Here is a 16504-nt window from a genome sequence, read left to right as displayed (position 1 = left end):
CTCTTATTTATCAGCCTAAAAAGCCGATCCAATAACCTCCTATACCGATTAAGAAAATACCGAAAATAATAAGCAGCGGATTTGTACCTTTTCGAAGCATCCATGCTACTAATAAAGTTAGCGCTAAAGGAAGCAGTCCCGGTAAAATACTGTCGAGTACGTCTTGCACGGTTTTCACGACAACTTTACCAGAATCATCTTTGATCCTAGAAACAACCACTGGTATATTAATAGTGGTCCATTTCGAAACCAATGCTCCCATTACAAACAGTCCTAAAATGGATGCACCTTCCGTCAGTTTTTGAATTCGATTGCCTACTAAATCTTTTAAAATTTCTGTTCCTTTTAAATAACCATATTTTAATCCATAATATTTTGTACTTAATCGAATGGCATTAATTAAGATGAAAAACAGCAGTGGCCCGGCAATATTCCCGCCTAACGCAAGAGATGCGCCTAGTGCTGCGAGGACTGGTCGCAGCGTTCCCCAGAAAATAGGGTCTCCTACGCCAGCAAGCGGTCCCATTAATCCAATTTTCATTCCGCTGATGGCTTTTTCATCAAAATCTTTTTTGTTTGCCATTTCTTCTTCCATTGCTGCCGTGACGCCGAATATAGGTGCAGAAATCCACGGATGTGTATTGAACCATTCTAAATGACGCTTTAGTGCTGCATTTCGCTGTGCCCCTGGTCCGTATAAACGTTTAATTGCTGGAATCATCACGTAACAGTAGCCCATTGCCTGAACACGCTCAAAGTTAAATGAACCGAGTAAAAAATTCGAGCGAATAAACATGCTAAAGATGTCTTTTTTCGTTAATCTTTTTTCATTTTCCATCTCTATCCCTCCCTTAAGTTCGCCGTTTAGGCATCTAAATCATCATCGTCGTCATATACTTGTTCGCTCCCTGTAGCTGCGGGAACGCCTGCCGGCTGCATTTGATTTCGCTGCTGCATTACTTGCTGATAAAGAAGGGCTAAACAAAGACCTAACGCCCCAAATCCTACCAGGTTAAACCCTGTAAATGCCGCTAATAAGAACCCGATATAGAAAAAGGGCTTTAAATGAGGAATGTTCATCATATTGATAACCATGGCATATCCTACGACCACGATAATGCCTCCCCCAATTTGCAGACCTTTTGTAATAACTTCCGGAATATTTCCGAGGAAAGTTTGCACGGCGCTTACGCTGATTAATGTAACAATTAACGTTGGAATCATAACGCGGAGAGCCTGAAAACCCATAGCAGTAATATGCATAATTTCAATTCCTTTAAAGTTCCCTTCTTCCGCGTACTTATCAGCTCGATGAATTAAAAATACTGTGATGGTACGAACAAAAATGGTGAGTACTTGCCCTGCAGCTGCTAAAGCTATAGCTACCGCAATGCCTTCACCAATCCCCTGACCAGCTGTGATAACCAAAATAGTTGAAATAACAGAAGCAATAGCCGTATCAGGTGCCATCGCCAATCCAACATTCATCCATCCAAGAGCCATTAATTCCAGCGTTCCGCCTAAAATAATGCCCGTTTTTAAATCTCCAAGCACCAAGCCTACTAATGTGCAGGCAATGAGAGGACGATGGGATTGCCCTTCGTCCAATACGCTTGCGATGCCAGTTACCGCTGCAATGACTAATAATAAAATAATTTGTATGGAAGACATAAACTCATCTCCTTATTTGATTTTTGTTTCATTTCTCAGTAGTTGAATAAAATTTTCGCTAGAATCTGAAGGTAATTGGCGCAGCTCAAGCTTTACGCCTAGTTCCTGCAGTTTCTCAAAAGCATCGATATCTTTTTCGGTAACGCTTACAGATTTGGTGATTTGTTTTCGGTCATTAGCAAAACGCATGCCGCCTACGTTTACTGTCTCAATAGGCACTCCAGCTTGAACAAGAGCAACAATATCTGCGGGACTTTCAAACAGCAGCATGGCTGTTGTATCCTGATAACGAGGGCTGTGAAATGCTTTTGTCATTTTAGAAATTGAGACAGCACTTGCTTTTATATTCGAAGGAGCCACAGAAAGAATAAGCGTTTTTCGCATTTCATCCGCTGCCACCTCATCTGAAACAATGATAATTCGATCTGCTGCATTTGTTTTGATCCATCTTGTTAATACCTGCCCGTGAATAAAGCGGTCATCAATTCTTGCTAAAACGATTTTCATAATAATCCATCCTCTCCGATTTGGTTTGCTTGCTGGACTTTCTCCAAATGTTCACTGCACACTTGAAAACTTTCTTCATTCACTTGCTTTAATCTCCCTAGCATCTCTTTTAATGTAACGTGTTCCCTCATGGCTAACACTTCTAATAACATAGGCAAGTTAACTCCGGATACCATATCCGCTGTTTTGTTTTTAAGGATATATGGAGTAGCCGCATTGTAAGGTGTACCTCCAAAAATATCGACTAGAAAAAGCACTTCATTTTCTAAGGGCATCTCCTCTAATGCTTGCTTATATTTTGCTTCAAGCGTTTGGATACCCTCTCCTTTTAGAAAAGGTACGGCTACTACGTGATTCTCTTCACCAAATATCATTTTGGAAGCCCCCTCTAATGCTGGTGCGAAATCACCATGCCCACTAATAATGACTGAAATCATGTACACTTGCTCCTCTCTTTTACGTTCTACACTTATTTATTGCAAGTATCGTGCCAACAAAGAGTATTAAGCGCTTTCATTTATTTTTCAATACCTTTTTCTATGTTGTTGATACAGGTTCCTTAAAATAAACAAACCTGTATCAAAACGTCATGCGTTTTAATACAGGTTTTTCTGTTATTTAAAAAATGGGATAAAAAAAGAAACTAGCGGCATATAAATTAAACTAGTTTCTTGGGATTATCATATGATTTTTACATTTCATCCGCAAAAATGGTGGCAATAAATAATTTTTCATCTCTTGTTAAGGTAAGTTTAAGCTTTTTTTCGACGGCTTGTAATGTTTTTTCCGTTTTTTGATAAATACTTTCTAACTGATGAGTGATTTCTTCATCCTCCGGAAAAGCAAGGGGTTCGTTTTTTATCATTCTTTCTAAAGCAAAGGCTGTATGCATCACAATTCGAATCATAACGGTGTTGCTTAATTCCATTTCTAACTCATCTTGTACGTGACTTAACCACTCTAACAGAATTTCACTTATGAGATACGGATTAATAAATAGAAGGTACTTTCGCAAGTTTTCTTCGCAAAGTTCACGCACTACAATATTCCCTTCAGTCTTCTCCTCATCATAGCGTATCGTTTCTTTTGTAATTGCCTGTTGAAGTATTCGCTCTCCCTGCCCTTCAATAAGGACTTCTAGTGATACATGAGGCGCATCAATCTTAGGGTTTTTGGTACCTGCTGTTGCGACAATTTCATATTCTTTTTGAATTTCCCGAATGTTTGCTGCTAATTTAATAGAAGAAACGGTTAGAATTTTAATAGGCTCTTGAGATACTTTCCGTGAAATAATCGTTAAGATTTTTTCTAATTGTTTTGCTGTACCGCTTCCTGTTGTACAAATAGAAACAAGGGCTTTCTTTTTCCCAAACACATGCTGCTGCTTATCTATAAATTCCATAAAGTCTTTTTGCACCGAATCAAATATGGCATATAAATTTAAGTCTAAATAATTTACTTTTCTAACGGTGTCTAACACCATAGACGTCGTCACGTTGCTGATTGTTTTAATCTTAGTCCCTGTTTTTTGTTCTAACTTGCTTTCTAACATGGCAAGCGAGCCCATGTCTACAAGCATTAATACGCCTTCTCCTTCATCTACTTTCTTAATTCCCTGGATTAATCTATCTACAATTTCGACTGGAGATACCGTCAAAGGCACATCAATAGCTATAATAGGAGTACTTCCTAAAAGCTCCGTAGCCACTTCTACCATAGAAGTTGCCGTGCTGTTTCCATGGGCAGCAACTATAATTCCTACTCGTTTATTTTCTTTTAACGTTCGAATTGATTGAATAACCATTGTGAGATAAATAACTTCTATTTCTGGCACGCTGATGTTAAACCACTTTTCGATTCGATTTTTAAAAAGCAGGGCTACCGCATATTCTTTTGGATACGTTTCGCGAATTTCATCTATCTCCTTTGTATTTAATACGTCTACTTGTTTTTTTCGCTTTAAAAAGGATTCCATATGCATACTCAAAAAATGAATAAATCTGCGATCAAATTTACAGTTCAATTCTTTTTCTGCTAAATGTTTTAATTCTTTTGTAAGCTGAATTACGTCGTCTTCTACGAATTTCATTAAATTAGAACTCTGGCCATTTTTTTGATTAAAAAAGCTCCGAACATTCAAATGAATGTCGGTAAGAATATATTGATTGATGTCTTCTTGAGATAAACCTTCTTTTGTTAAAACATCTACTTTTTCTTCTATTAACTGATATAAATTAAACGATACGTCTTCCTCTATTTTTATTTCTTGGCTCTCCATAGCCGGAGAAATGATCGTTTTGAGATTTACATATTCAGAAATTTTTCTGCTGCGCTCCATATTTTTACTATTTGAAATCCAATCTCGTTTAATATCATCAGGCAAATCTCTCACTGTAAGTTCCACCATATGTTTACTATCAAGGTTATTTAAAAATCCGTGTGCGCACACGAGCTGTACATTGGACTTTAACTGCCCTACATTCCCGAATTTTTCAGTGTGGATTAAAGCATTTAATACATCAATGTGGACACTTAGCTTTTTATTAATTCGTTTAGCTTCTTGTTCTAAAAGAAACGTTGTGAGACGAATCTTTTCTTTGAGAGATCGCTCTTCTAATGACGGAATATGGATAGTCATCGGAATTCTTCTTAAGAAAGTTTGCAGTAAGGCTGAACCGGGATTTTCAGTTGTAGCACAAATAATTAATACTTTAGACATTCGCTTATGATCTGTTTCCCCTAGACGATTGTACGTACCTTGATCAATGAGGTAAAAAAGCATTTCTTGACCTTCAGGAGGAAGCCGGTGTATTTCATCCATAAAGAGAATGCCTTCATTTGCTTGTTCTACTAAACCTACTTTACTTTCAGTTGCTCCAGTGAAACTCCCTTGCTTATGACCAAATAACTGAGAAAGAAGTAATTGAGGATTATGGTAATAATCAGCGCAGTTAAAGGTAATGAACGGGGCCCCTGTTTTTAACCTCTCTGAATATATAGCAAATTGATAGATTCGTTTTGCAAAAAGAGATTTGCCTGATCCCGTGGGACCTAATAGCAGCATATGTAACCCATTGGGCGGGTAAAGAACAGCAGCTTTTGCTTGAGAAATCGATTTTTTCAAACTGCCTGTGGCTCCAATCATTAATTCAAAAGGATTAGCAGAAAGTGCTTCTTCTTTTCCCCCATTAGATAGCTGCTCTAGTTTTTCCACTTCCATCTTATTCGTATCCCACTTTTGACGAAAAATGGTTTCGACAATCTCTAGCGGAGCGTAGCGAACGGGGAACATTTTAATTTTAATTACTTTTTGCATGCGGACAAGTTTGTTCAGTTCAAGACTTACATTAGATCTCTCTAAATCTAATTGTTCAGCAATTTCAATCGCTGAGCTTCCTTGTTTATGTAAAAGTTCCACTTCTGTAAACTCCTGAAAATTACTCAACAGCTGATTGTATACCTTATCAATTCGTTTCATTAGAAGCACCTTCTTTATTTTCAGTTCACGATCGGAAGTTTCTCTTTCAAAGAAATGAGACATTCCCTACTACTACAAGTTATTTCACCTATAAGTACCATCATGTCATACTAATCTATGAAAGCGTTTCAAGCCATTATATGTAAATATATTAAGTTAGTCAACCTTGCATGTCAACCGGTTTCATTCTTAAAGTTATAGTCTGTCTGAATGTTTCATTTTCTTTGAATAACTGTGAATCTGTATATACTACTTTTTCATTTTACTTAGCACTGCAGTTACAGCATATTTTTGCTTACATAATAAAACGAAAGAAAACAGCAGCAGTTGTCGCCATTCTCTTTCGTTTTTAAAAATTATTTATCTGCAGTTAATTGTCCTTGTTGTAAAATACTATTTTTCACAACAGCTGTTTTTGATCCTTTAATACTTAACAAGAAGCTAGGAGCAAACGTAGAGTGTTCCTCTGAATAGAAGCCTCTGTTTGTCATGTAACTTGTAATCACGACATTGTCTCCTTTAACTTGTGGAACTGCAAAATGTGAATACGTGAACGTTTTGTCATTAGGATCGAGGTTCATATGTAAAACAAGTCCTGTATCATTTAGCGGTTTGTATTTTCCTGTCAGCGTATTTGATACGTATCCTAGCATATATACGTCATCTTGGCCGATACCATCAATGGTCATTTTAGACCCGCGAGAATCTGTGAATAAGTACCATTTTCCATCTTTCTTGAATACATTTGCGCGTTCAATTTCATCTGTTACCGTGTTTGAGGTAATCAGTGGATCCATTACTTTTTTTAAGGTATAGTCGTTATTTAGTTCTACAATGCCTAATGCGCCGTTTGCTAAAGAGGCTTTCTTTTTATTAGAACTCTGCAGTAATTTCTCTTTTTCTGATTGGAAAAATGGATTGTTTCCACCGTAGTAAGCTCGATTGTAAAGAGAATCCTCCCCTTGATAACCATCTTCAGTTCCTGTGTTTGCTTCAAACACAAGGTATTTATGCCCTTTATCTTCTACATAGTGAGGATCTCTCAACGTATGATTATCTTCTGAACCATATGCGCCTTCGTCGATAAACTGCTGAATATTTTGATATTTTTTACCATCACCATCAAAAATGGATTTATGATCTTCAACACCTTCAATTTTTAACGTATCTGCACTTGGCTGAGATACATTTACTTGAGCTGTTGTTAAAGTTTGTTTTCCATAGTTTGCACCTGAAAAATTAGTATAGAATAAGCGTACTTTTCCGTCTGATGTTAAAGTAGCAGATCCTGACCATTCTTGTGTTTGTTTTTTCAAATGAGGGTCATTCGGTACAAATTTATCACTGTCTTTGAACACTCTTCCTGCATTTTTCCAACTGTCAATCGACTCTTCACCTATTTTTTTATAAAACACATAAATAGATGTATCATCCGCATCTTTAGGATTGCCTGCTAGCGCAAATACAACTTGGTAACCATGGTAGTTGGCTACTGTTCCGTCAGCATTTTGCAGAGGCCAGCTGTCCCATACGTCTAAGTCAATTAAATTACCCGATTTATCATACCCTTTTGCAGAGGCAATATTTTTGATTGTTGCTTTATCAAAAGCTGGAACTTTAAACTGTTCGCTTTTTTGCTGCTGAGGAATTTTCAGCATGTTATCACGTGTAATATGAGAAACTCTATAATTATTATTTGTATCTTTATGATTGCTTTCAGCTGCCCATGTTTGAGATCCAGCACCTACTAACATAGCTGCAGCAAAAGATAATGCTGTTGTTCGCTTTGCGATTTTCTTAATGTTCATCTGTTTTCTCCCTTTTGTATCATACTTTTTCTTGTGTTACTCACAAGTGATCCATTTTCTATGTATCGAGAAGTCATATCCATCTGGTGAAATAACAGAACCGGTTCCATTACCTTTCCAAGATTACTTGCATAATATTGAAAAGTCAAATAGGTAAAATGGAGTGATCATACCCTTTTTTATCCCTTTGTTTTTTTAATTTAGTTATAAAGTCTTAAATCTTTAACTTTTTAATTAAATCGGCAAATTCATCATCATATTTAACCTACTATTCTTTTATAAGCTTTTCTACAGCTGTTAAAGTACCCAAGCTTCAAGAAAATATCGTTAATGTATTTTTTGTGAAATAGTGGAATAATTTATTATATAATAGTTTCTACTGGTAATAATAAGAGACAAAAGAATTAGGTAATCTCTTTTTATTTTGATTCTTTTATACTGTTAAATTTTATGCAGCTCTTCCCAAGGAATCGCTATCATTTCAATTAATCAATCATACATTTTTCAGGAAATCAAAAAGAGCTCTTTATAAAGAGCTCTTTTTGATTTCATTTATGCTGTCTTTAAATAGCTGTTCTTATCTAAATAAATCAAGTGCCGCAGTACGTTTGATAAGGCTGATTAGACGGAGCAGACGGTGTACAATACTCTAACTGATCCGGCGATTCATATGGGCTAGAAAGCACTTCTAGAAGATTTTCCATAACGCTGTAGTCTCCTTTTTGTGCTGCATCTAGCGCTGCTTCTACTCGGTGATTTCGAGGAATGACAGCGGGATTGTTATGTTTCATAAGCTCTTCCGACTCTGCTTTAGATTGTTTTTGTCTGCCTAGTCTTTTCTGCCATAACTCCTGCCACTGTGCAAATTCTTCGCTTTCAAACAGGTCACTCTTTCCTAGCTTATTGAAAGTTAATGCACGAAATGTATTTGTATAGTCAGCTTTATAGGTTTTCATCATGGTAAGAAGCTCTTGGAATAATGCTTCATCTTCTTTTTCTTCGTTAAAAAGTCCAAGTTTAGCCTGCATACCCGCCAGCCAGTTTTCTCGATAGAATTTTGGAAATTCCGTCACGGCGTTTTGTGCTATTTCAACTGCTTTTTCTATATCTTGATCCAACAGAGGTAATAAAGCTTCAGCAAACCTCGCAAGATTCCACCCTGTAATGCCTGGTTGATTTTGATATGCATAGCGCCCTTGTACATCAATTGAACTAAATACAGTTTCTGGATCATAGGTATCCATAAATGCACATGGCCCATAATCAATTGTTTCTCCGCTAATTGTCATATTATCCGTATTCATGACGCCATGAATAAAACCAATAAGCTGCCATTTAGCAACTAGGGTAGCGTGACGCTTAATCACTTCTTGAAGCAATGATAAATATTTTTTTTCATTCTTTTCTATGTGGGAAAAGTGACGTTCTAATGCATAGTCAGCTAAAGCTTGAAGGTTTTCGACTGTTCCCCATTTTGCAGCAAATTGAAATGTGCCAAAACGAAGGTGACTGGAAGCTACACGCGTCAAAATCGCCCCCGGCAGTTCTTTTTCGCGAACAATGGATTCGCCTGTTGTTACGACTGCCAGGCTCCGAGTAGTCGGAACACCAAGGGCCTGCATCGCCTCACTAATCATATACTCACGCAGCATAGGTCCCAGAGCTGCACGACCGTCTCCACCCCGGGAATACGGAGTTCGGCCTGAGCCTTTAAGCTGAAGATCCACTCGTTCACCCGAAGGCGTAACTTGCTCCCCTATCAGCATAGCCCGTCCGTCTCCTAGCATGTTAAAGTGGCCAAATTGATGTCCTGCATAAGCCTGTGCAAGTGGGAAAGCACCTTTTGGAACACTGTTTCCAGCCAAAATGCTAACTCCTTCTTGGCTTTGCAGCTGTTCTTTTTGTAACCCTAAAGATGCGGCTAAAGAGTCGTTAAATTTGACTATTTTAGGTGAACTCACTGGATTAGGATCAAGAGGCGTAAAAAAAATGTTTGGTAACTCCGCATAGCTATTACGTAAATTCCATCCTGTTTCTTTTTGATTAGTCATCGTATCTCCTTTTCTTCTTGTGTCTTAAAACATAACTCTTTTCTTTACTGATCGTGGTTTTATAAGTGCAGCAGCCCTGCTCTATCCTGCTTTCTTTTGGGCATCTTAGAGCAGGACAGTTTCTCTTTCATTCATTATCTCTTTTACTATTATATCGTATTTGCTCGTACTTTTAATCTAAAGTGCCTTATCCATTTATATACCGCCACTTTGTTGACGAGCTATTAAATGCTCAAAAAAGAAGAAGTATTAATATACTTCTTCCTCTGTATTTTACCCCCAAATATCTTTTAAATTCCAATACGTTAACTCTTTTACGATTACGTCTCCTCCTTCAGTAAATAACTCAATTCCAAGCCTGCTTTCTTTTGGATAAATGCGGCTTGTCATGGTAGCTTGTCCTTCGTTTGCAAATACTTCGATGGAAGAACGATCCACAAATATTCGTAAAGCTAGTGTCTCACCTGCTTGCAACGCTACTTTCCTCACTCCATCTTCTTTTCCCGAGTGAGTACAGTCAAGCACTAGCTTTTGCTCATTAAGGTTATAACACATAAGCGTTTCATCATTGTTTATTCCACAAATTTTTATTCCTACTGATGAAGCTTGGCAGTCCGCTAAATCAAATACAGCTTGTATCTCTAGCAAATCTTCATTTACTTCTACTACATAGCTTTCAGAAAGAGCTTTATTGGTTAGCATATTATATTGAGTTTTCCGAAGTGATGTCAGCTCTTGGACGGGGTTCATTAACACTTTATCCTCTCTTAAAGTTAGTTCTCTCGGAAGCGTTAGCGCACCGCACCATCCATCCTCTTTCGTTGGCATATTAGCTTCCCACATGTCCATCCACCCGATTGCAATTCGTCTTCCTTTATCATCTAAAAGCGTTTGAACAGCATAAAAATCGTGGCCGTGATCTAATTCAATAAATGACCCATGATGAAAAGTATTGGTTTCATAACTATACTCTCCAACTAAATATCCCGTTTGGAAAAGGTTGTGATAGGAATCACCTTTTGCTTCTATCCCTTGAGGAGAAATCATTAACACATGCTTTCCGTCTAACTCAAAGAAGTCCGGACACTCCCACATATATCCTAGATCTCCATCGCTTTTAGCAAGGACGCCAACATATTCCCATTTTCGTAAATTTGAAGACCGGTATAAAATAACGCGTCCCTCTTGTTTCTTTGTTGAGTTTCCTAGAATCATATACCAGAAATCCTCGTGCTTCCATACTTTAGGGTCTCGAAAATGATGAGAACTATCTGCTGGCGGCTCCGCAATAACTGGGTTGACCTCTGCTTTTTCAAAGGTAATGCCGTCTTTACTAACAGCTATATTTTGGTTTTGAAAAAAAGTATCCAGCTCTTTGTCTATATAATTATGTCCTGTATAAATTAGCGTAAGCTCTCCTTCGTTATCCACGGCACTTCCAGAAAAACATCCATCTTTATCAAATGTATCTCCAGGAGCTAAAGCAATCGGTAAATGCTGCCAATGAACAAGATCTTTGCTTTTGACATGTCCCCAATGCATCGGTCCCCAATTCTCGTCATAAGGATGATGTTGATAAAAAACATGATATCCTCCTTTATACTGAACCAACCCATTCGGATCATTAATCCAGTTCGCTGGCGCCATAATATGATACCCTAACCGATATTGATGATTTACCTTTTTCTCTGCTTCATTTAATGAACGTTGAGCTTGCTCGATTTTATTTATCGTTAACATCATCATATCCCCCTATATAATCTGCGTGTTTTCTTGTACATCTTTTCTTATAAACTTATGTTTTTTAGAGTTTAGTAGTGTAAACATGGAAATAACGTTAAATACCAAAACCATACCTCCCATAATTAAATAGGTACGGGAAAAGCCTACGCTATCATATAATCCTCCCGCTATGGGTGAAAGAACTGAAGCACCTATTTGTGAAGCGAATTGGAATCCAACCAAATAAAGGATAGAAGATAGGCGCGTGTCAAAGTTAGCTGCCAAATATTTAAAGATGGCAATGAGCATAATAGGAAGTTCTAATGCATGAATAAGCTTCATCGAAGATATTCCAATTGGACCAACCACAAGTCCTGACCCAATAATACGAAATCCCATTAGAAATCCTGCTAAAATCAAACTATTTTTTGCACCGATCTTATTTACAATAAACGGTGCTGCGAACATCATTCCGGCTTCTAAAAATACTTGAAACGAATTTAAGTAGCCAAATACTTGATTACCTATCGATTCAGTAGGAAACAAAGATGCGTAATAGATAGGAAATTGCTGATCGTATACCCCATACACGCACGTAACGCCAACAACATAAATCATAAAAAACCAAAATTCCTTCAATAAGAATAAATTACCTACATCTCTCAGCGTGACGGATTCAGCTTTTTCCATTTCATAGCTGCTCATTTCTACCTTCACAGAAAAAATAATAGCCACTAGGATAACCGCTGAAACGGATGCCACCCAAAAATTAATATGAGGATTAATGTTAAATAGTTGTCCTGCAAAGAATGTAGCTGCAGCCCAGCCTAATGACCCCCACATTCTAGATTTCCCGTACTCAAATTTATATTTTCGGCTGACTTTCTCTATGTATGTTTCAATCGCTCCGATGCCCGCCAAAAACGCTACTCCTAAATATAAGCCTCCAATAATAGCTCCTATCAACACATTGTATTGAAGTAAGGGCCCATAAACAAAAATATAAAATGGTCCTACAAACACTAAAAGACAGCTAATAAAAAATAAAATGTGCTTCTTTAAACCTATCCTGTCAGATATATATCCGTACAAAGGCTGCATACACAATGCAAAGATAGCGTTTACAGAAAAGATTAAGCCTGTAGCTGATCCGTTCAACTTAATCTCTTGCCCTAACCAGATAGAAAATAAAGAGTAGCTCGACGACCACGTAAAAAAGAAGAAGAAAAAATATGCACTCAGCTTCCAATATAAACTTTTTGAACTTTTCATTTTAGTTACCCCTTTAGCTTAAGATATAAAATCTTTTATCTAACAAAATGAAAGCACTTTCAACTTGATTTTATGTCAACCGGTTTCATATGTCAACCGGTTTCACATTTTATATTGCAAAAAGCTTGTATTAGGCGTAAAAGTGGGCTTTGTGGTATGTTTAAGTTGTTCAATAAACCGTTTACAATCCTTACATAGATTTTTATGTATCAAAATAAAACGTAGCGACTGGAAAGCTGCTCGCTTGATTGTATTTATTTTAAGGCTTTTCCACAGCAGATATATACTATAAAAGCAAGGTTTTGGAGAAATTAGGAGGAAACTAGATGAAAGCCAAAATTAGTGATGTAGCAAAAATTGCAGGTGTTTCACCGACTACAGTTTCTCGTGTATTAAATAACCGTGGTTACATAAGCAAAGAAACGCGAGAAAATGTCTATAAAGCAATGAAAGAAATTAATTATTTCCCAAATGATATTGCGCGTTCATTATTTAATAAGCGAACAAATTTAATCGGGATGATTGTCCCGCAAACGAGCAACCCTTTTTTCGGAGAGTTAGCCTTTCATATTGAAAGTATATGTGCTTCCCTTAACTACAAAGTACTTCTTTGTAACAGTCTGAATCGCATTGATAAAGAAAAAAAATATGTAGAAATGCTTATCAGAAATCAGGTAGACGGTGTTATTGCCGTTACTTATAATAGAGGTATTTTTGATTCCGAAAGTCAAAGCCTTCCTGTAGTAGCAGTCGATCATTATTTATCAAAAGATATTCCTACCGTATCTTCTGATAACTATTCTGGAGGAGAACAAGCCACGGAATTGCTTATTTCAAAAGATTGTAAGCATATTATTCATATTAACGGTCCCCTTAAACTTGAAACTCCAGCTAACTTAAGAAGGAAAGCATATGAAAACGTGATGAAACAGTACGGAAAACAGCCTATCACGTATGAGATTTCAAATACCTTTGACCGCAACATTCAGCGAGAAACTATTTCTAAGGTTTTTGAAGAACATCCGGAAGTAGACGGTATTTTTGCAAGCGATGACTTACTTGCAGCTTTAGTAGTTGCTGAAGCACAAAAAAGAGGAAAATGCATCCCAAAAGATTTAAAAATCGTGGGCTATGATGGAACAGAAGCCAGTCAGACTTTGTTACCTGGCCTAACTACAATTCAACAGCCAATCGAATCGATTGCTCAAACAGCCATTGATATTTTACTAAAAGAAATTGAAGGAGAATTTAGTAATGTCCCCCGTGAAATCTGTCTTCCTGTTAAGCTTCTAGAAGGGCAAACGACGTAAAAATATGTTTTTTATAAAATAAATATCAGTTTGTTGCATATTCTTCTTCCTTTATTCACACCTTAACGTTACAGAAAGGAGTTGAATACAATGGCAAACAATAAAAGCAGCAATAATAATGAATTATTAGTATACGGAGCTGAACAAGCAATCGATCAAATGAAATATGAAATCGCTAGCGAGTTCGGAGTAAATTTAGGAGCTGACACTACTGCACGTGCAAACGGATCAGTAGGCGGCGAAATCACAAAACGTCTTGTACAATTAGCTGAGCAACAACTTGGCGGCGGACGTTTCTAAGACAATTTCATACACACCATGACTTAAGGAAGAATGGATATCCATTCTTCCTTTTCATATATTTAATTTCCATCTTTATATAAAAATTATTATTGCTCATCTTCTTTACTGACTGATTTTGTTTTTCCTTTCTTTAGTACAGCACTGATTCCTAAACAACAGACAGCTGCTATCCATCCGGAGATGAGAAAATAAACAGAAGTATTTGCAAAGAGTGTACCTATTAAAATAAACAGGCCTCCGAGAATAATAAAAAAGACGTGACCTTCACCAATTTTTTTCACCTTCATCACCTCTCCCCTACCTGCGTATACAAACTAATGTTCAGATACAAAAGAAACTTCTTGATAAACAAGAAGTTTTCTTACGTCCGTTTCTTTTTCAATAAAAAATAAAGGTGTTTTCTTTTTATTTATTCAACAAAACCACTCAATATTCTTCTCAATTACGTGCTATTTAATAATTTCTTCTGTTTTATACTCTTTCATAAATACATCAATAACATCTCCTGCTTCCTCGTTCTCCTCCTGCATTTGAACGAGTATTTCGTTTTGTGCATTTAATGACATTTTTTCTTATGTCTTTTATTTAAGCAAAACAAAAAAACGGCTTTTATCAGCCGTTTTTTTGTTTTGCTTTTCGATTATGAAAAAGCATATTTATTTCTTTATTTGACCGTTCTCTGTATCAGGTATCATACGTTTATTGATTCCGAATGCGTAAAAACTAATGACAACGAGAGCGAGGAAAATAACCCCTACAATAAGTGAAATACGCGTTTCATCATTAAACCACATGCCTACGAGCACCATTAGTAGAAAAGCAATGGTTACATAGTTCGTTACAGGCGCAAAAGGCATTTTGAAAGGATGACTATCCATTTCAGCACCTTTAGCTTTACGGAAACGAATTTGGCTGATAAGAATAATGAACCAAGGAATCATTCCAGGAAGCACGCTAGCACTGTATACATAAACAAATACATTAGGTGGAGCGATGTAGTTTAAAATAACACCAATTACTAATCCAATCATAACAGCGAGCGTACTGTAAATTGGAACGCCGTTGCGAGAAATTTTTGTAAAGAATTTAGGTGCTTGACCGTTTACACCGAGCGTATAAAGCATGCGTCCTGCACTAAAGATTCCGCTATTACAGCCTGACATCGCTGCCGTAATGACTACAAAGTTAATGATACCTGCAGCTGCCGTAACACCAACTTTAGCAAATGTAGATACAAATGGACTTCCTAAAGAATCTAACTCATTCCAAGGATATACCGTCACGATGACGAAAATAGCGCCAATATAAAAAATTAAAATGCGCCAGATGATGCTTTGAATTGCGCTTGTTAACGTTTTTTTAGGATCCTTTGCTTCACCAGCTGTAATCCCAATTAGCTCGACTCCTTGATAAGCTGCAATAACAAGAGATAGCGCGAAGAAAAAGCCTGACCATCCCCCTGCAAAGAAGCCTCCGTGTGCCCAAAGATTTGATAACCCGATTGCGTCTCCATCATTTCCAAATCCAAAGAAAATTAATCCAAGTCCCGCGATAATCATTAAAATAATTGTTACAATTTTAATCATCGCAAACCAAAATTCAAACTCTCCAAATGATTTCACTGAAACTAAGTTTGCTGTGCCTAAAATCAACATGGCGATAATACCAGGCACCCAAGCTGGTAAATGAGGGAACCAGTAATGCATATATGCTCCTACCGCTATAATTTCGGACATCCCTACGATTACAAATTGAAACCAGTTACTCCAAGCAGCCATATAACCTGCTAATGGATGAATATATTTGTGGCCAAATGTAGCGAATGAACCTGTGCTTGGTTCCATGTACAGCATTTCGCCCATAGCACGCATAATAAAGAAAATAAACATTCCGCAAATTGCGTAAGCAAGCAATACCGATGGACCTGTCCATTGAATCGTGCTTGCTGATCCCATAAATAATCCAACGCCAATTGTTCCACCAAGCGCGATCATTTGAATGTGACGAGATTCTAAGCCTCTTTTTAACTCTTTGTCTGCCATTCCATTTCCTCCTCCTAAACTTGTTATAGCTCTGTTAGGAAAGATACTTTCTGTTTCTGATGGAACAGCTGTCGTTTTTAAATCATTCCATTTTTACCTAGTACCTTTACAACTAAACTATTTTTTCTATTTTTAGCTATTCGACTGTATAATTACTTATTTTATAATAATAAATTTTCCTCAGAAATACAATTGTTTTTTTCAGAAAAACACTTAAGTAAACCATTTACCTCTGTCAAATCAGTCATTTTCGTAAAATAGTTTTTTATTTCAGTATAATTAAAATTTTATGAATATTAAAATAAATATAGTCTCAGCTTGGATGCTGGAACACTCTCTT

Annotated in this window: 13 protein-coding genes; 2 read left to right on the top strand and 11 right to left on the bottom strand. The window is 37.0% G+C overall.

The annotated features are described in order from the left end of the window. Window positions 1-10 precede the first annotated feature (10 nt). The 9 genes from NST66_RS06535 to NST66_RS06495 all read right to left on the bottom strand — a co-directional run bounded on the left by NST66_RS06535 (window position 11) and on the right by NST66_RS06495 (window position 12509). The gene (locus NST66_RS06535; RefSeq protein ID WP_013056298.1) at window positions 11-838 is read right to left on the bottom strand and encodes a mannose/fructose/sorbose PTS transporter subunit IID; all 828 of its coding nucleotides are present in this window, start codon (window positions 836-838) and stop codon (window positions 11-13) included. A gap of 26 nt (window positions 839-864) precedes the next feature. Next, window positions 865-1671: a PTS mannose/fructose/sorbose transporter subunit IIC gene (locus NST66_RS06530; protein WP_013056297.1), complete on the bottom strand. Its 807-nt coding sequence runs from the start codon at window positions 1669-1671 to the stop codon at window positions 865-867. Between the two features lie 12 nt (window positions 1672-1683). After that, a complete protein-coding gene (locus NST66_RS06525; protein ID WP_155008588.1) occupies window positions 1684-2178 on the bottom strand; it encodes a PTS system mannose/fructose/N-acetylgalactosamine-transporter subunit IIB in 495 nt (164 codons plus the stop codon). Further along, window positions 2175-2615 (bottom strand): mannose/fructose/sorbose PTS transporter subunit IIA, encoded by a 441-nt coding sequence (locus NST66_RS06520; protein ID WP_033578518.1) that lies wholly within the window; start codon window positions 2613-2615, stop codon window positions 2175-2177. Before NST66_RS06520 ends, NST66_RS06525 begins: the two co-directional genes overlap by 4 nt. Before the next feature lie 254 nt (window positions 2616-2869). Then, window positions 2870-5656 carry a sigma 54-interacting transcriptional regulator gene (locus NST66_RS06515; RefSeq protein WP_340843208.1) on the bottom strand — a complete coding sequence of 929 codons (2787 nt, stop codon included), beginning with the start codon at window positions 5654-5656 and terminating at the stop codon, window positions 2870-2872. 356 nt (window positions 5657-6012) lie between these two features. Then, on the bottom strand, window positions 6013-7464 hold the full coding sequence (locus NST66_RS06510) for a glycoside hydrolase family 68 protein (RefSeq protein ID WP_028413932.1): 1452 nt from the start codon (window positions 7462-7464) through the stop codon (window positions 6013-6015). A gap of 590 nt (window positions 7465-8054) precedes the next feature. Next, a complete protein-coding gene (locus NST66_RS06505) occupies window positions 8055-9515 on the bottom strand; it encodes a protein adenylyltransferase SelO (RefSeq protein WP_154991512.1) in 1461 nt (486 codons plus the stop codon). A gap of 273 nt (window positions 9516-9788) precedes the next feature. Further along, on the bottom strand, window positions 9789-11246 hold the full coding sequence (locus tag NST66_RS06500) for a glycoside hydrolase family 32 protein (RefSeq protein ID WP_186807938.1): 1458 nt from the start codon (window positions 11244-11246) through the stop codon (window positions 9789-9791). A 21-nt stretch (window positions 11247-11267) separates the two neighbouring features. Then, window positions 11268-12509, bottom strand: coding sequence for an MFS transporter (locus NST66_RS06495; RefSeq protein ID WP_028413935.1), 1242 nt, complete (start codon window positions 12507-12509; stop codon window positions 11268-11270). A gap of 326 nt (window positions 12510-12835) precedes the next feature. On the opposite strand from NST66_RS06495, the gene NST66_RS06490 reads away from it, so the two are divergent. Both NST66_RS06490 and NST66_RS06485 read left to right on the top strand, forming a co-directional pair. Further along, the gene (locus NST66_RS06490; protein WP_028413936.1) at window positions 12836-13819 is read left to right on the top strand and encodes a LacI family DNA-binding transcriptional regulator; all 984 of its coding nucleotides are present in this window, start codon (window positions 12836-12838) and stop codon (window positions 13817-13819) included. A gap of 90 nt (window positions 13820-13909) precedes the next feature. After that, a complete protein-coding gene (locus NST66_RS06485; protein WP_013058452.1) occupies window positions 13910-14119 on the top strand; it encodes an alpha/beta-type small acid-soluble spore protein in 210 nt (69 codons plus the stop codon). An 89-nt stretch (window positions 14120-14208) separates the two neighbouring features. Here the strand turns inward: NST66_RS06485 and NST66_RS06480 are convergent, their stop codons facing one another. Further along, window positions 14209-14409, bottom strand: a complete 201-nt coding sequence (locus NST66_RS06480; RefSeq protein WP_028413937.1) for a hypothetical protein — start codon at window positions 14407-14409, stop codon at window positions 14209-14211. Between the two features lie 369 nt (window positions 14410-14778). Next, window positions 14779-16164, bottom strand: coding sequence for an amino acid permease (locus tag NST66_RS06475; RefSeq protein ID WP_033578512.1), 1386 nt, complete (start codon window positions 16162-16164; stop codon window positions 14779-14781). Window positions 16165-16504 lie beyond the last annotated feature (340 nt).

It is taken from the genome of Priestia sp. FSL W8-0524 (assembly GCF_038005965.1).
Lineage (GTDB): Bacteria > Bacillota > Bacilli > Bacillales > Bacillaceae_H > Priestia > Priestia zanthoxyli.
This window is presented reverse-complemented; position numbering and strand designations above follow the sequence as displayed.